The sequence below is a fragment of the Pseudomonas sp. NY15435 genome, from assembly GCF_048068295.1.
GTDB lineage: Bacteria > Pseudomonadota > Gammaproteobacteria > Pseudomonadales > Pseudomonadaceae > Pseudomonas.
The window spans coordinates 91,005-105,238 of the sequence record NZ_JBLUQA010000018.1 but is presented as its reverse complement, the minus strand read 5'-3'; the positions used below and the strand labels follow the sequence as shown (position 1 = coordinate 105,238).

Here is a 14,234-nt window from a genome sequence, read left to right as displayed (position 1 = left end):
TTCTTGAACTTGTCCGGATCGATGTCGCGGACCAGCGAGAGCAGACCGGCCTGGTGGTCGACCAGCAGTACGGCGGCGTTGTCTTTGTCCAGGCGGTTGTAGGTGGCGTTGGTCATGGTGAAATCCTCGATTTGCTTTCAGTGGGTGCCGGCTGGGCCGGAAGGTTTTGGACTCGTTTGCAGTGCGTCACTGCATGGGAAGAGAGATTAATTTCGACACCCTTGCTGCACCAGACGGCAAAAATCACTTCTAGCGTTCCATTTTCAGAACGACCAAGACCCAGGAATCCTCAATCCCACAGCGCTCAAGGGCTGTGCCCCTATACGAGCAATGCAACACCCCGCCAATACCCCGAAGTACTGCGCCAGAGCCGTCCCGTTTCGCGTCCGACCGTACCCCATCTACCGACGGTCACGCAGGGCTTTACAAGAAATACTGTATTTACATACAGTATTTTCCATCCACCCCGAACTGGAGGCCCCCCATGCACGCCGCAACCTATAACCAGCTGTCCGCCCGCGTGAACGCCCTGCTGGCAGACCCGACCACCCTGAAGAACCTCGGCATCACCCTGCGCCGCGAACCCAGCGACGACTCCGCCGCCTGGAGCCAACTGGTCACCGACCTGCGCCAGGCCCCGAACCTCACCCTGCTGCCCTTGCAGGACGGCGCGATTCGCCTGGCGTGGCATAGCTGGCTGGATTGAGCAGCCAGCCCGACCCACTGAAAGATTTGTGAATTGCGTAGTAGCCGCATGCCATACCCCCAGGCAGAATCCAGTGCAACAACCGGGATTTCAGGGACGAAACTCCATGGCACAGCCAATCATGCAGCGGCTTCATGCGCAGACCCGTTCGCCCTGCGCAGCGAAGCGATGGCCCTGTACCCCGGCCGTTCCCGGCCACTCTCCTGAACTTCCCCAACGGCGCCCATTGCCGGCGCTGAACACTGATCGATGAACGAAGAACCTCGCCCTTGTGCGGGGCATTTTCGTTGGTGAATCCGACTTGGTTGCACCAGACGCGGCGCTGGATGAACGCCGCCATCCTCAAACCTGTAGAACGGAGTCTGCCCCATGCACCTGCGCACCACCCTGCTCGCCCTCAGCCTGGCCCTGACCGGCAGCGCCCACGCCCTCGAACTGAATGAAGCGCAATCCCGCTACCAGGGCGCCGTCACCTGCATCGATCGCCTCTTCTATGACGGCGGCTACGACGAAGGCGACGCCCAGCGCATCGCACTGATCAATGAATTCCTCAGCCATAACAAACTCCCCGCATACGACCAGGCCGCCTACGACCAGGCTCAACAGAAAGGCACGCAGTTCGACACCCCGGCCTTCATGGCAGGCTACGAACTCTGTAATGAAGTGGACTACGTGACAGCGCTGGGCAAGCGCCACGGGCGGGAGCTGCCGGAAGAGTGACAGCGCCATTCGCTCCGCCGCACAGGCCGGCGGGGCGCCCCCCCAAGGAATCGCGCAAACACGGCCCGCATCTGAAGCGGAAAGTCATTGGGGGTACAGGATGGACCACGAACCTCCCATCCCGGCGAGACTTATGGCGCCCCCATCCGCGCCGTATCGGCGATGGCATTGCAGGTAGTGGGGTTGAGGCAGTAGGTGATGTAGGTCGCCTGCTTGTTACAACCGCGCACGCCGATGGTGTATTCGGTGCGCTCCATGGCGCGGCGGACGCTGGTGACCTTGCTCGACAGCACGCTGCTGGTCACCGCTTCGCAGTTCATCTCGAACTTCGCCCGCGACTCGGTGGCCTTGATCGCGGCCTGTTGGTTCGAAGCGAGGAACTCTTCATTGCTCATGCAGCCGGACAACGTGGCAACAGCAGCCAGCACCGGCAGGGACAGCGATAGACGTTTCATGATGACGCTCTCCGTGTGGTTCCCCCGGATATGGTCAGCTTCTGCAGTCTAGATTGCGCTGCAGGAAACGTCCGGCGTGCAGTCCGTCGGCTGATAAGGCGTAACGCCACCACACCTCTACGCTCACCACTGAGGGTATTGCAGTGGAGCGACGCGTGATGAATCTCGACGACGATTTCGACCTCAGTGACTTCAATTTCGACGATCTGAACAGCGACGAACTCAGCCTGGTTCCCCTGGAACCCGCTGCCACGCCCGTCGCGGCGATGCCGATGAAAGCCAAGTTCCAGATCGACACCCGCCACGGCGAACGCCGCTGCAGCGCCGACCGACGACAAACCATTCGCTTCGAAGACGACCGCCGCAAAGGCGATCGGCGCGGCGGTGGCGTGAACGATCCCTGGGCGAAGACTGTCGACTTCTGAGCGAAGCTGACGCCAGGTGATTTGCCGGGGCTCGGGCTGAGCTGTTAGAAAGCGGTATCGCATTCAGATTTCAGATACCGCCATGAGCGACAGTGACAAACCAAATACCCGCCTCTTCGACCTCGACCTGCTCCGCGCCATCGTCACGGTGGCCGACTGTGGCAGTTTCACCACAGCCGCCGCGCGCCTGCATTCGACCCAGTCCACGGTCAGCCAGAAGATCCGCCGGCTGGAGGAGATGGCCGGGCATCGCCTGCTCGAACGTGGCAATCGTGATGTGCTGCCCACCGATGCCGGCGATACGCTGCTGGGTTACGCCCGGCGCCTGCTGGCGTTGAATGACGAGATGGTCGAGGCGCTGTCCGGCGCGACCGTGGCGTTGACGGTACGCATCGGCGTGCCGGATGACTTCGCCACCGGACGCACCACCGAACAGCTGGCTGCGTTCAACCGCCGTTATCCACAGGTGAAGCTGGAGGTCACCAGCGGGTTGAGCCGCGACCTGTCCGCCAGCTACGACCGCGGCGAGCTGGACCTGGTGCTGCTCAAGCAACGGCAGAACGCCCGCGAGGCGGTGGCCTGCTGGCCAGAAAAGACGCGCTGGGTGGACAGCGCGAAGAATGCCTGCATCGAGCTGGACCCGCTGCCCATCGTTACCTTCCCGCCGCGCGGGGTGTACCGCGACGAGATGATCGCCGCGCTGGAATCCATCGGCCGGCGCTGGCACATCAGCTTCACCAGCTCGAGCCTTTCCGGCATCCAGTCGGCCATCGCCGATGGCATGGGCATTGGTCTGTTGCCACAGCGCGCGGTGACAGCAGAGCATGCCGTGCTGCCGAAGAATACCGGGCTACCCTCGGTGGATATGTTCGAAGTGGCGATGCTGCACCGGCCGGCAGTCGACCCGATGGTGAAGGAGCTGGCGCGGGTGCTATCGCGAGTTCTGGCCCAGGACACGCGAGCCTGAGTGCGTCATGCACGCATTTACAAATCGAATACAGCGGATTTCAACATTTAATTTGTGCATGAACACGCCGCTGGATATCGTGGCTTCCAGCGACAGACAGCGCACCGACAAACGCGCCGCTCTGCACGAATTGCTCACCACGGCGCGCACGCGCCGGGCAGCAAGACAACAATGAGGAACCAACCCATGGCCAAATCCACCTATTACGCGCCGCACGGCGGGCACCCGGCACAGACCGAGCTGCTCACCGACCGCGCCATGTTCACCGAAGCCTATGCCGTGATCCCCAAGGGCGTGATGCGTGACATCGTCACCAGCCACCTGCCCTTCTGGGACAACATGCGTATGTGGGTCATCGCCCGTCCGCTGTCGGGCTTCGCCGAGACCTTCTCGCAGTACATCGTCGAGCTGGCGCCCCAGGGCGGCAGCGACAAGCCCGAGCAGGACATCAACGCCGAAGCGGTGCTGTTCATCGTCGAAGGCGAGCTGACCCTGACCCTGCAGGGCGAAGTACACAAGATGCAGCCGGGCGGCTACGCGTTCATTCCGCCGGGCGCCGACTACAAGGTGCGCAACACCACTGGCCAGCACACCCGCTTCCACTGGATTCGCAAGCACTACCAGAAAGTCGACGGCGTACCGCTGCCCGAAGCCTTCGTCACCAACGAGCAGGACATCGAGCCGCGCGTCATGCCGGACACCGAAGGCCGCTGGAGCACCACCCGCTTCGTCGACATGGCCGACATGCGCCACGACATGCACGTGAACATCGTCAACTTCGAGCCGGGCGGCGTGATCCCGTTCGCCGAGACCCACGTGATGGAGCACGGCCTGTACGTGCTGGAAGGCAAGGCGGTATACCGCCTGAATCAGGATTGGGTCGAGGTGGAAGCCGGCGACTTCATGTGGCTGCGCGCCTTCTGCCCGCAGGCCTGCTACTCCGGTGGCCCCGGCCGCTTCCGCTACCTGCTGTACAAGGATGTGAACCGCCACATGCGCCTGACCCTGAACCAGGCGCACTGAGTGCAAGGTTCAGGCGGGAACTGACTGAGGTTTCCGCTGCGACACATGAAAAACCGGCGCCCTGGCGCCGGTTTTTCCTTTTCGGCACCCCGAGCCGTGACCGACATCGCGTGGCAAGTGGTGCTCAGTCTGCTAAAAGGTCTGGCTGGAAATCGTTTTGCAGTCGTCGAGGAAAGATGCACATGGATGTCCGGTTCCTGCCGCAGACCGAGTTCGACAACGTCCATTTCTATCGCGCCGCCACCCTGCTGATCCTGCTGGCGATGGCCACCTTCACCCTGATCAAGATGTTCAGTGGCGTGGTCAGTCTGTTCTCCGCCCTACCCCTCTGCCTGCTGCTGCTCGGCGCGCGCTTCGCCGTGGAATGGCTGCGCGTCTCGCGGGCGGAACCGGCCTTCATCGAGAAGGGCGAGCTGGTGCTGTGCGGCAACGAAAGTCACCGGCAGATCCCGCTGGAGAAGATCAGTTCGGTGCGCAGCCGCCACAGCCTGTTCATGGTGCGACGCTATCGCTCCTGGTCGGAGCACCTGGCGTTCATGGAATTCACGCTGGACAGCGGCGAGCGCGTCTTCACCCTCGCCGAGAGCCGCGTGTTCGAACTGCCGGCCGCCTCAGGTACCCTGGCGGCGGTCGAGGCGGCCATCCTCGCGGCGAAGGTGAAGCGCCAGGCCACCGAGCCCGGCGCGACCAGCGGCGGTCGATGATGGCTCAGGGCGAGCCGAACATCGCCGTCCAGTAGATGCCCGCGTCGCTCTTCGGGTCTGCCGCGTAGGCCGCGCCCAGTTCGCTGTACTGCGGATTCATCAGGTTGGCGCAATGGCCGGGGCTGGCCAGCCAGCTCTCCACCACCTTCTGCGCGTTGCCCTGCCCGGCGGCGATGTTCTCGCCAATGCGCTGGCCGGCATAGCCGTCCAGCTCAGCGCGGTCGCCCGGCGTGCTGCCGTCGCGGCCCTTGTGATCGAAGTAGTTGTTGTTGGCCATGTCGCGGCTGTGCGCTTCGGCGGTGCCGCCCAGGGTAGCGTTCCAGCTCAGCGCACCGGCCGGGCCGAAGGCTTGCCCGCCGCACTGGCGCGCCGTGCCGCGAGCGCGGTTGATCGCCTGCAGCAACTGCTGCCCCTCGGCCTCCCAGTTGCCCAGCTTGGCCTGCAGCAGCGGGCGGCCGAGCAGGATGCGCCAGTCATCGCCCTCGCGCTTGATCCCCACGTCGACGAACTGCGGGTCCAGCAGTACCTGGCAGAAGCTTTCCTGCAAGGCCTTCATGGCCGCCGTCACATCGCGCGGGCCGGTGAGGCTGAGCATGCGCACGCTGCTCATCGGATAGCCGGCCTGGTTCAGGGCGGCCTTCCACTCCCCTGCCGATGCCGGCAGCGCCAGGCGCGAATCCGGCGACAACGGCGGCAGCGCCTGGGAGGCCTGGCCGCCACAGGACTGCACTTCGCCCCGGTAGGCGTTGATGGCTTCGAGCAGTTGATCCTGGTCTGCCGCGCTGGCGCCGACGGCGGCCAGCAGGCCGAGCGACAACAACAGGCTACGCGGAAGGAACGACTGGCTGGGCATGGACGGCTCCGATGGTCGAAAAGGGCTCAATGATGCGTGATTTCTCGGCATTTGGCTGCGCCTGCAGCGATCAGGTTCCCTTGGCGGAAAAACCTGGAAAAGGTTGCACAACTCTCAGCACGATAAATTGCCTCGCGGCCTGACATAGCGCAAAGGGGCTTCGAACTGCCGTTGTATGCCACCCGACATATCGGACAATTCAGGAACCTGAACGATTTCCGAGCCATGGTGGGAGGTATGCAGTGCTCAAACCGATTCGCGTTTTCTGCTTGACCTTCCTGCTGGCGGTGCTCGCCTCGCTGCTGGCCGGCTGGCACATGCTGCAGATGAAGCAGGATGCGCTGGCCTACGCCCACGCCAGCGGCAAGAACACCCTGCTGCTGGTGGAGCGCGAGTTCCATCGCGACCTGGATGTGCATGCGCAGACGCTGCTGACACTCTCCAATGTCATCACCGGCCCGACAACACCGGACCTGTCACAGCAGGTCCTGCAGGAACTGGTCGAAGGCCACGCCGCCGGCTCGATGCACGCGGGCACGCTCGTGGTGACCGACGCCCAGGGCCAGTTGCTGGCGGACCTGAACCATGCCGGCGAGTCCAGCCGCGACCTGTCGATGCGCGATTACTTCACGCGAGCACAGGGCAATCCTGGTCGAATGTTCCTCAGTCATCCCTTCATGCCGTCCTATCCGGGCTCCTCAGTCAGCACCGCGCTCAGCCGTGCGGTGATCAACAAGGATGGCCAGTTCGTCGGCGTGGTCGCCGCGATCAAGGAGCTGCAGCACCTGGAATCCTTCGTGCGTGGCCTGGACCTGGGTAAGCACGGGGTGATCTCCATCCGTCTGCTCGATGGCAGCGTCCTGGCCCAATGGCCGGCGGACCCACAGCGCCGCACCGAGGAAGAGGCAGCGACCTTCCGCGAGTTCGTTGACAGCGGTCGACCCGACTACTTCCGCCAGCAAAGCAGCGCATCCAATGCCTACTGGCGCGGCTACCGACGCATCGGTGACTACCAGGCAGTGGTGTCGGTGGAGCTGTGCCGCGAAGCGATCCTCAACACCTGGACCGCGCGCACCTGGATCACCAGCGGCTTGCTGGTCGGGATCAACGCCGCCACCCTTTTCTTTGCTTATCGCCTGACACGCCACCTGCGCCGCCGCGACGCCAAGGAAAGCCATCTGCGCAACCAGGCCGACACCGACCCGCTGACCAGCCTGCACAACCGTCGCTGGTTCGATGAGAAGGCGCAGCAGGAATGGCAGCACCGCCGCGCCGGAGACGGCCACCTGGCGGTACTGATGATGGATATCGACCAGTTCAAGGCCTACAACGACCACTACGGCCACCCGCGTGGCGACCTGGCACTGATCAGCGTGGCGCATCTGGTGCGCAAGGGCTGCCGCCGCGAAGAAGATGGCGCCGCGCGCTATGGCGGCGAAGAGTTCGTGATGATCCTCCCCGGCTGCGACAGTGCCGCCGCCGCGCGGGTCGCCGAGTCTATCCGCCGCGAGGTGGAAGAAACCGCGCTGCCCCACGAAAAGAGCCAGCGCGGCGTGGTGACCATCAGCATCGGCGTGGCCAGCACCTCCGACACCGAGGCCCAGAGCATCGAGGCGTTGATCGCCGCGGCGGACGCCAATCTCTACAAGGCCAAGGAAGGCGGGCGCAACCGGGTGGTGGCCTGAGCGCCGGTCAGCGCGGTTGCATGACCTCGACTTCCTGGATATCGAAATCGCGGCGCAGGTACTCCATGCGCCGCTCGTGGAACTCGCGCATGTGCGGCAACGAGGAATGGATGGCCAGGTGTTCGCGGCTCTGCCAGACCTCGAAGAAGGTGAACAGGGTCGGGTCGCTGGCGTCGCGCAGCATGTGGTACTGGATGCAGCCTTCCTCGGCGCGGCTGGGGGTCAGGTAGGTACGGAACAGGTCCTCAAAAGCCTGGGATTTTTCCGGAAGCGTGTGGGCCTGGAGGATGAAGGCGTACATCGGATGGGCATTCCTTGTGGATGGAAAGATTGCCTAATCCTGACGCAAATCAATCCTGCGTATTTTTGAATCTCACGCACGGATCATTTGTCCGAAATCGGGTTTTTCAACCCTGCTCCGCCCGATATTCTGCCGCCATCCAATTTCTCACTTCAGGGCCCACACCATGAAAAAGATCCTGCTGATCAATGGCGGCAAACAGTTCGCTCATTCTGACGGCCGCTACAACGCCACCCTGCACGAAGCCGCCATCGCGCATTTGGACCACGCCGGTTTCGACGTGAAGGAAACCTTCATCGACGGCGGCTACGACATCCAGGAAGAAGTGCAGAAAATGCTCTGGGCCGACGTCATCGTCTACCAGATGCCCGGCTGGTGGATGGGCGCGCCCTGGACCGTCAAGCAGTACCTCGACGAGGTATTCACCGCCGGCCACGGCAGTCTCTACGCCAACGACGGCCGCACCCGTTCCGATTCGTCGCAGAAGTACGGCAGCGGCGGCCTGCTGCAAGGCAAGCAGTACATGATCTCGGCCACCTGGAACGCCCCGCAGCAGGCCTTCGACGACCCGACTGATTTCTTCGAGGGCAAGGGTGTGGACGCTGTGTACTTCCCCTTCCATAAGGCCAACCAGTTCCTGGGCATGAGCCCGCTGCCGACCTTCCTCTGCGTAGACGTGATGAAGCGCCCGAACATCGAGGGCGACGTGCAGCGCTACCAGCAGCACCTGAGCGAGGTGTTTGGCGCCTGAGGGCAGTGTTTGCGTAGGGGCGGACTCTGTCCGCGATGAACTCACGGCGGCTCTGGAGGTGGCGGTTCGCGAGCAAGCTCGCTCCTACAGGGATGGCTTCGGCGTGGGGGCTTCTGTCGGGGCGGGTTGGAGCGGACTCTGTCCGCGATGAACTCACGGTGGCTCTGGGGGTGGGTGGTTCGCGAGCAAGCTCGCTCCTACAGGGATGGCTTCGGCGTGGGGCTTTTGTCGGGGCGGGTTGGAGCGGACTCTGTCCGTGATGCACTCCCGGTGGCTCTGGGGAGGGGCGGGTGGGGCGCCCCAACCCCCCCGACCCAGTAGGGCCCGGCGGGGGGGGGGCTTGTTGTCGGAGCGCGCTGGCGCGCGAACGAACGCTCCGGCAGTTGCAGCGCTGGACAGATCACGGACAGCGTCCACCTCTACACCATCCGCCCTACCATTGGGCAACCGGCATTGGGTTCGCCAGCGGAATCGGCTAGGCTTCGCCCTTTCCTACTGCCTGTTCAGGAGTTATCCCATGGCCCGTGCATCCGCCCGTCACATCCTGGTTTCCAGCGAAGCCAAGTGCAATGAACTCAAAACCGCCATCGAAGGCGGCGCCGACTTCGCCCAGGTGGCGCGCGACAACTCCACCTGTCCGTCCGGCCGCAGCGGTGGCGACCTGGGCAGCTTCCGCCCGGGCCAGATGGTCCGCGAGTTCGATCAGGTCGTGTTCAGCGCGCCGCTGAATGTCGTCCAGGGTCCGGTGAAGACCCAGTTCGGCTACCACCTGGTGGAAGTGACCAGCCGCGAAGACTGATCCGCTTCGCCCGCGCCGCGCCCGTCTCCGGGGGCGGCGCCTGCTCTCCTTCCCGCTCGACTTTTCGCTCAAGATCCCCGCGTCACACTGGCCCGCCTCGGGCCACCAGCATCACTCCCAGCCCCACCAGAATCGAACCGCACACCCGCGGCATCACCCGCTGCCCGCGCCCCTGCCCCAGCACGCCCAGCAGCAGCGAGGCGAACAGCACGGCGAGCACGTCGGCGGTGGAAAACACCAGGTTGACGATCATCCCGAGGATGAAGAACTGCAGGCCCACCGGCAGGCTGGCGGCCGGGTCGACGAACTGCGGCAGAAAGGTGAGGAAGAACAGTGCCGTCTTGGGATTGAGTATCTCCACGACCATGCTGTCGCGCAGCACCTTCGGCCGGGTTTCCACGCCCTCGCCGTGCTCGGACCGGCGACGGCCGAAGATCATCGAGCCGCCGAGCCAGATCAGGTAGGCGGCCCCCGCCAGCTTCAGCGCAAGGTAGAGATTGGGCGCGTGGTGCAGTAACGCGGCGAGCCCGGCGCTGGCGGCGAAGATGTGTACATAGCAGCCCAGGTGAATACCCAGCGCGGCATGCAGTCCGGCGCGGCGGCCGTGGGCGAGGGTCTGCGAGGTCATGTAGAGAATGGCCGGGCCGGGCATGCAGGCGAAGGCCAGCGTCGCCACGGCGAACGAGGCCCAATAGGCAGGCAGTGTCATGGTGTGATCCTTCCCTTGATCGGGTATCGGCCAACGCGCATCAACGTGGCGTCTGGTCCGTTTCGCAAGGTTAGGGAGTGAGGCGGGGCCGGCACATACGACAGTTGCCGTATTTTTCCCCGGCCTGCGGGACGCTAGTCTCTGCCGAACCCTCCACCGACAGGACGCGCAGCATGCGCATGCAGGCAAGGCACTGCTTCGACTCAGGCGCTGGGAATGCCCAGGCGCACTGCGTAGGCCGCGAGCTCCGCGGGGCTGTGCAGGTCGAGCTTGCGCATGAGATTTTCGCGGTGCTTGCGCACGGTCAGCGGGCTGATGCTGAAGTGCTCGGCGATCTCCCGTGCGCTGCGGCCCTGGGCGGCCAGGGAGAGAATCTGCCGCTCGCGGCGGGTCAGCTCCACGGCCGAGAGCAGATCGGCATCGCCTTGCGGGCGCGTGGTCGGACTTTCCAGCTGGAAGCGCAGGGCACGCGCCAGGTAGTGCTGCCCGCTGCGCAGGGCGACTATGGCCTCGAGCAGTTCGGCGGTGTCCTCGCCTTTGCTCAGGTAACCGTGTACGCCGGCATCGAGCACCGAACGCACGGTCGCCAGTTCGGTGTTGGCGGTGAGCACCAGGATTCTCAGCCGGGGATGGCGCTGGCGCAGTTCATGAATGAACTGCAGCCGGTTGAGGCCGGGCATGTTCAGGTCGAGCAGGAGGAGGTCCGCGCGCTGCTCCTCCAGCAGAGCCTGCAGGCGCAAGCCGTCCGCCGCCTCGCCGACGATGCGGATGTCGTCCAGGGTCGACAGCAGCAGGCGCAGGCCGTCCCTTACGATGCCGTGGTCATCGGCGATGAGCACCCGCAGCTCGCGCTTCCCTTCCATCACTCGTCTCCCTGAGGCACTACGGACATGCATAACAGCCTGCAACAGCGCGACCTGGTCGATCTCTTGTTCCGCCAGTCGTATGCCGTGCTCTTCGCCAACCTGGTGATCCCTCTGCCGGTGCTGTACATCTTCCGTAATGCCATGGCGCCGACGGCGATGGTCTTCTGGCTGGCGGTACTCTACTCGCTCACGCTGGCGCGGATTGTCCTGGCACGCACGTACTTCCGGCAAGCCCCTGCGCGCACGCTGGGCAAAAGTTGGCTGTGGAGCAATACGCTGCTGTCCTGGGCGAGCAGCCTGCTGTGGGGCTGGCTGGGCTGGGTCGGCTTCGTCCACGGTGATCCACAATTGTTCGCCTTCACCTGCATCGTGCTCACGGGTCTGGTGTGTGGCGCGGTGCCGTCGCTGTCGGCCCATCCTCCGGCCTATGTCGGCTCGCTGGCCGCAATGCTGCTGCCCGTGCTGGTGCTGTGTCTGAGCGTAGCCGACGAGCAGCACACCACTTACAGCTTCTTCATCCTGTGCCTGGCCGGCGTCAACCTGTACTACAGCCGGGTGACCTACCGCAGCCTGTGCGAAACCATCCGCCTGCGCCAGGAAAATTCCGACCTTGTGCAGGACCTGCGCGAACAGCGCGACCGCGCCCGCGCCGCCGACCAGGCCAAGTCGCGCTTCCTCGCCGCCGCCAGCCACGACCTGCGCCAACCGATCCACGCCCTCGGGCTGTTCGTCGGCGCCCTTGCCGCCCTCGCCGAACGCGGCCCGGTCGACGCCCGCCAGGCGCGCGACATCGCCACACGGCTGCGCGCCATGCTTGGCAACCTTGGCGACCTGCTCAATGGCCTGCTGGACATCTCGCGCCTCGACGCCGGAGTGGTGCCGGTGGCACGCGAACCGATCTCGCTGCGCAAGCTGTTCGGCGACCTGCAGGGCGAGTTCGCTGGCACCGCCAGCGAGCGCAATCTTCGCTGGCGCGTGCGCGAGAGCCGCTTGTGGGTGGACAGCGATCCCCTGCTGCTCAGGCGCGTGCTCGACAACCTGCTGAGCAACGCCTTCCGCTACACCCGCAGCGGCAGCGTGCTGCTGGGCTGCCGTCGGCGCGGCCGGGAGTTGGAGATCCAGGTGATCGACACCGGCGTGGGTATCCATTCCAGCCAGCAGGAGGTCATCTTCGACGAATTCGTCCAACTGCATAACGCGGAGCGCGATCGCAAGCAGGGCCTCGGCCTGGGTCTGGCCATCGTGCGTCACACCGCTCGCCTGCTCGGCCATCGCCTGATACTGCGTTCCCTGCCCGGCCGCGGCTCGGTATTCAGCCTGCGCCTGCCGCTGGCCGAGGCGCCGCTGCAGGTTGCTCCGCCGCCAGAACCAGGCGAACGCGGCCCCGGCCTGGGCATCATGGTGGTGGAGGATCAGTACGACGTGTTGCACGCGCTGTGCAACCTGCTGGAGGTCTGGGGACATCGCGTCTACCCTGGCACCAGTGCCCTGCTCGCCTGTCAGCGGCACATCGAGGCCAGCCATCGTGGCCACGCGCCGGTGGACCTGATCCTCACCGACTACCGCCTGGGCGAAGGCCAGACCGGCGCCGATGCCATCCGGCGCATCCGCGGCTACCTGTCGCGCCGGGTACCGGCGTTGATCGTCACCGGCGACACCTCGCCCGAGCGCATACGCGAAGCCGCCGCCAGCGGCAGCCAACTGCTGCACAAGCCACTGGACACTGACCAGTTGCGCGCCGCGATCGACATCAGCCAGGAGTTATCGAGCACTGTCTGAAAAATAGCGCCAGCCCTTGCTGCACGTGGGATGCGCCAAGTGATTCGGGCTAAAGTCGCGGCGCGATCAGCCGATGCAATAGGTGAAACGAATCGGCAGCAGCCTTCGTGCCTCACCACTAGAGAAAGCCCACGAATGTTCAACTCGCGTCTGAAGCAGGAACTGGCCGCCCTGCGTGAAGAGCTCGCCTCGGTCAACGAGGTCCGCGCCAGCCTCGACCAGGAAATGCTCGTCCTATTCCTCGACCCCCGTGGGCGCATCGAATCGGTGAATGCCAATTTCGAGAAGGAAATGCTCCATCGCGGCGACCAGCTTATCGGCCGACCGCTGCTGGACCTGATTCCCGATCATGTGCGCGGGCTCGACTTCCACCTGCGGGTCAAGCACGCCATTGAACGCGGCGAGCACCTGGCCGGGGTGATCCGCCTGCTGCGCGGCGATGGCGAGGAAGCCTGGCTGCGCTCGATCCTGCAGCCGATGCACGACAGCAGCGGCGTGGTCCGGCACTTCTCGATCCACGCCAGCGACCTGACCCGCACCATCGAGAACTCCCGCGAGCACGAGAACCTGATCGAGGCGCTGCAACGCTCCACCGCGGTGATCGAATTCAACCTGCAGGGCGAAGTGCTCACCGCCAACGACCGCTTCCTCAATGCCATGGGCTACAGCCTGGCGCAGATCCAGGGCAAGCATCACCGGATGTTCTGCGAGCCAGCCGACTACAACTCATCGCAGTACGAGGCCTTCTGGGCCAAGCTGCGCCGCGGCGAGTTCGTCGCCGACCGCTTCAAGCGCGTCGACAGTCGTGGCCATGAAGTCTGGCTGGAAGCGTCGTACAACCCGATCATCGACGCCCACGACCGCCTCTACAAAGTGGTGAAGTTCGCCACCGTGATCACCGAGCAGGTGCACCGCGAGCGGGCCGTGGCCGAAGCCGCGACCATCGCCTTCGACACCTCGCAGACCACCGACGACAGCGCCACCAAGGGTGCCTCCGTGGTGCAGCAGACGGTGGAAGTGATGCGCGAACTGGCCGACCGCATGCAGGAGGCCGCCCAGGGCATCGAGGCGCTGGACCGCCAATCGCAGGCCATCGGCGCGCTGGTGCAGAGCATCCGCAGCATTGCCGACCAGACCAACCTGCTGGCGCTCAACGCCGCCATCGAAGCCGCCCGCGCGGGTGACCAGGGACGCGGCTTCGCGGTAGTCGCCGACGAGGTGCGCCAGCTCGCCTCGCGCACCAGCGCCGCTACCGAGGAAATCACCCGTGTGGTGGAACAGAACCAGCACCTGGCCGGCCAGGCCGTGGCCATGATCGACCGCGGCAAGCAGCAGGCCGAACTCGGGCTGGAGCTCTCCGGCCAGGCCGGCACGGTGATCATCGAGATCCAGGACAGCGCCCAGCGCGTGGTCAACGCCGTGGGCCAGTTCGCCAACCAGCTGTCGACCTGAAGCGCTTCCCTGCGGCACGTCAACACGGCGTGCCGCAGC

The 14,234-nt window shown here is 64.7% G+C and carries 17 protein-coding genes and 2 pseudogenes; 13 read left to right on the top strand and 6 right to left on the bottom strand.

All coding sequences use genetic code 11. The annotated features are described in order from the left end of the window. Positions 1-116, bottom strand: a pseudogene (locus ACNFH5_RS28855) (hydrolase); the annotation flags it as partial. Positions 117-484: 368 nt separating this feature from the next. Between ACNFH5_RS28855 and ACNFH5_RS28850 the strand changes: the two are divergent. Beyond that, positions 485-706 carry a DUF1654 domain-containing protein gene (locus ACNFH5_RS28850; RefSeq protein WP_024763117.1) on the top strand — a complete coding sequence of 74 codons (222 nt, stop codon included), beginning with the start codon at positions 485-487 and terminating at the stop codon, positions 704-706. A 369-nt stretch (positions 707-1,075) separates the two neighbouring features. Then, on the top strand, positions 1,076-1,426 hold the full coding sequence (locus tag ACNFH5_RS28845; protein WP_416752072.1) for a hypothetical protein: 351 nt from the start codon (positions 1,076-1,078) through the stop codon (positions 1,424-1,426). A 131-nt stretch (positions 1,427-1,557) separates the two neighbouring features. Here the strand turns inward: ACNFH5_RS28845 and ACNFH5_RS28840 are convergent, their stop codons facing one another. Next, entirely contained in the window at positions 1,558-1,881 is a 324-nt protein-coding gene (locus tag ACNFH5_RS28840) for a hypothetical protein (RefSeq protein ID WP_416752070.1), read from the bottom strand. 158 nt (positions 1,882-2,039) lie between these two features. Between ACNFH5_RS28840 and ACNFH5_RS28835 the strand changes: the two genes are divergently transcribed. The 5 genes from ACNFH5_RS28835 to ACNFH5_RS28815 all read left to right on the top strand — a co-directional run bounded on the left by ACNFH5_RS28835 (position 2,040) and on the right by ACNFH5_RS28815 (position 5,000). Continuing rightward, positions 2,040-2,306: a hypothetical protein gene (locus ACNFH5_RS28835; RefSeq protein ID WP_416752068.1), complete on the top strand. Its 267-nt coding sequence runs from the start codon at positions 2,040-2,042 to the stop codon at positions 2,304-2,306. 82 nt (positions 2,307-2,388) lie between these two features. Continuing rightward, on the top strand, positions 2,389-3,273 hold the full coding sequence (locus ACNFH5_RS28830; RefSeq protein ID WP_416752066.1) for a LysR family transcriptional regulator: 885 nt from the start codon (positions 2,389-2,391) through the stop codon (positions 3,271-3,273). Between the two features lie 7 nt (positions 3,274-3,280). Continuing rightward, complete coding sequence (locus tag ACNFH5_RS28825) at positions 3,281-3,448, top strand: hypothetical protein (protein ID WP_416752064.1); 168 nt, start codon at positions 3,281-3,283, stop codon at positions 3,446-3,448. Between the two features lie 11 nt (positions 3,449-3,459). Beyond that, positions 3,460-4,296 (top strand): bifunctional allantoicase/(S)-ureidoglycine aminohydrolase, encoded by an 837-nt coding sequence (locus tag ACNFH5_RS28820; protein ID WP_416752062.1) that lies wholly within the window; start codon positions 3,460-3,462, stop codon positions 4,294-4,296. A 182-nt stretch (positions 4,297-4,478) separates the two neighbouring features. Continuing rightward, entirely contained in the window at positions 4,479-5,000 is a 522-nt protein-coding gene (locus ACNFH5_RS28815) for a hypothetical protein (protein WP_416752059.1), read from the top strand. A gap of 4 nt (positions 5,001-5,004) precedes the next feature. Here ACNFH5_RS28815 and ACNFH5_RS28810 read toward each other — a convergent pair whose 3' ends face one another. Beyond that, complete coding sequence (locus ACNFH5_RS28810; protein ID WP_416752057.1) at positions 5,005-5,853, bottom strand: CAP domain-containing protein; 849 nt, start codon at positions 5,851-5,853, stop codon at positions 5,005-5,007. 242 nt (positions 5,854-6,095) lie between these two features. Here ACNFH5_RS28810 and ACNFH5_RS28805 point away from each other — a divergent pair, with 242 nt between their 5' ends. Next, positions 6,096-7,538 carry a diguanylate cyclase gene (locus tag ACNFH5_RS28805; protein WP_416752055.1) on the top strand — a complete coding sequence of 481 codons (1,443 nt, stop codon included), beginning with the start codon at positions 6,096-6,098 and terminating at the stop codon, positions 7,536-7,538. 7 nt (positions 7,539-7,545) lie between these two features. Here ACNFH5_RS28805 and ACNFH5_RS28800 read toward each other — a convergent pair whose 3' ends face one another. Then, positions 7,546-7,839: a putative quinol monooxygenase gene (locus ACNFH5_RS28800; protein ID WP_416752053.1), complete on the bottom strand. Its 294-nt coding sequence runs from the start codon at positions 7,837-7,839 to the stop codon at positions 7,546-7,548. A 166-nt stretch (positions 7,840-8,005) separates the two neighbouring features. Here ACNFH5_RS28800 and ACNFH5_RS28795 point away from each other — a divergent pair, with 166 nt between their 5' ends. Together ACNFH5_RS28795 and ACNFH5_RS28790 are read left to right on the top strand one after the other, a co-directional pair. Further along, positions 8,006-8,590, top strand: a complete 585-nt coding sequence (locus tag ACNFH5_RS28795; RefSeq protein ID WP_416752051.1) for an NAD(P)H-dependent oxidoreductase — start codon at positions 8,006-8,008, stop codon at positions 8,588-8,590. A gap of 517 nt (positions 8,591-9,107) precedes the next feature. Continuing rightward, the gene (locus ACNFH5_RS28790; protein WP_184594568.1) at positions 9,108-9,389 is read left to right on the top strand and encodes a peptidylprolyl isomerase; all 282 of its coding nucleotides are present in this window, start codon (positions 9,108-9,110) and stop codon (positions 9,387-9,389) included. A gap of 82 nt (positions 9,390-9,471) precedes the next feature. Here the strand turns inward: ACNFH5_RS28790 and ACNFH5_RS28785 are convergent, their stop codons facing one another. Together ACNFH5_RS28785 and ACNFH5_RS28780 are read right to left on the bottom strand one after the other, a co-directional pair. Then, positions 9,472-10,098 (bottom strand): LysE family translocator, encoded by a 627-nt coding sequence (locus ACNFH5_RS28785; protein ID WP_416752048.1) that lies wholly within the window; start codon positions 10,096-10,098, stop codon positions 9,472-9,474. A gap of 203 nt (positions 10,099-10,301) precedes the next feature. Then, the gene (locus ACNFH5_RS28780; RefSeq protein WP_416752046.1) at positions 10,302-10,961 is read right to left on the bottom strand and encodes a response regulator; all 660 of its coding nucleotides are present in this window, start codon (positions 10,959-10,961) and stop codon (positions 10,302-10,304) included. A 27-nt stretch (positions 10,962-10,988) separates the two neighbouring features. On the opposite strand from ACNFH5_RS28780, the gene ACNFH5_RS28775 reads away from it, so the two are divergent. The 3 genes and pseudogenes from ACNFH5_RS28775 to ACNFH5_RS28765 all read left to right on the top strand — a co-directional run bounded on the left by ACNFH5_RS28775 (position 10,989) and on the right by ACNFH5_RS28765 (position 14,195). Further along, positions 10,989-12,743, top strand: coding sequence for an ATP-binding protein (locus ACNFH5_RS28775; protein WP_416752044.1), 1,755 nt, complete (start codon positions 10,989-10,991; stop codon positions 12,741-12,743). Positions 12,744-12,773: 30 nt separating this feature from the next. Next, positions 12,774-13,655, top strand: a pseudogene (locus ACNFH5_RS28770) (PAS domain-containing protein); the annotation flags it as partial. Beyond that, on the top strand, positions 13,635-14,195 hold the full coding sequence (locus ACNFH5_RS28765; RefSeq protein WP_416752082.1) for a methyl-accepting chemotaxis protein: 561 nt from the start codon (positions 13,635-13,637) through the stop codon (positions 14,193-14,195). The pseudogene ACNFH5_RS28770 and the gene ACNFH5_RS28765, both read left to right, overlap by 21 nt. The last annotated feature ends 39 nt before the right edge of the window (positions 14,196-14,234 follow it).

What these genes read in the sequence shown, in the direction of transcription:
- ACNFH5_RS28810 (WP_416752057.1), bottom strand. Translation starts at nt 5,853, where the DNA reads ATGCCCAGCCAGTCGTTCCTTCCGCGTAGCCTGTTGTTGTCGCTCGGC.
- ACNFH5_RS28800 (WP_416752053.1), bottom strand. Translation starts at nt 7,839, where the DNA reads ATGTACGCCTTCATCCTCCAGGCCCACACGCTTCCGGAAAAATCCCAG.
- ACNFH5_RS28775 (WP_416752044.1), top strand. Translation starts at nt 10,989, where the DNA reads ATGCATAACAGCCTGCAACAGCGCGACCTGGTCGATCTCTTGTTCCGC.
- ACNFH5_RS28850 (WP_024763117.1), top strand. Translation starts at nt 485, where the DNA reads ATGCACGCCGCAACCTATAACCAGCTGTCCGCCCGCGTGAACGCCCTG.
- ACNFH5_RS28820 (WP_416752062.1), top strand. Translation starts at nt 3,460, where the DNA reads ATGGCCAAATCCACCTATTACGCGCCGCACGGCGGGCACCCGGCACAG.
- ACNFH5_RS28825 (WP_416752064.1), top strand. Translation starts at nt 3,281, where the DNA reads ATGCACGCATTTACAAATCGAATACAGCGGATTTCAACATTTAATTTG.
- ACNFH5_RS28840 (WP_416752070.1), bottom strand. Translation starts at nt 1,881, where the DNA reads ATGAAACGTCTATCGCTGTCCCTGCCGGTGCTGGCTGCTGTTGCCACG.
- ACNFH5_RS28830 (WP_416752066.1), top strand. Translation starts at nt 2,389, where the DNA reads ATGAGCGACAGTGACAAACCAAATACCCGCCTCTTCGACCTCGACCTG.
- ACNFH5_RS28790 (WP_184594568.1), top strand. Translation starts at nt 9,108, where the DNA reads ATGGCCCGTGCATCCGCCCGTCACATCCTGGTTTCCAGCGAAGCCAAG.
- ACNFH5_RS28785 (WP_416752048.1), bottom strand. Translation starts at nt 10,098, where the DNA reads ATGACACTGCCTGCCTATTGGGCCTCGTTCGCCGTGGCGACGCTGGCC.
- ACNFH5_RS28835 (WP_416752068.1), top strand. Translation starts at nt 2,040, where the DNA reads ATGAATCTCGACGACGATTTCGACCTCAGTGACTTCAATTTCGACGAT.
- ACNFH5_RS28780 (WP_416752046.1), bottom strand. Translation starts at nt 10,961, where the DNA reads ATGGAAGGGAAGCGCGAGCTGCGGGTGCTCATCGCCGATGACCACGGC.
- ACNFH5_RS28815 (WP_416752059.1), top strand. Translation starts at nt 4,479, where the DNA reads ATGGATGTCCGGTTCCTGCCGCAGACCGAGTTCGACAACGTCCATTTC.
- ACNFH5_RS28795 (WP_416752051.1), top strand. Translation starts at nt 8,006, where the DNA reads ATGAAAAAGATCCTGCTGATCAATGGCGGCAAACAGTTCGCTCATTCT.
- ACNFH5_RS28845 (WP_416752072.1), top strand. Translation starts at nt 1,076, where the DNA reads ATGCACCTGCGCACCACCCTGCTCGCCCTCAGCCTGGCCCTGACCGGC.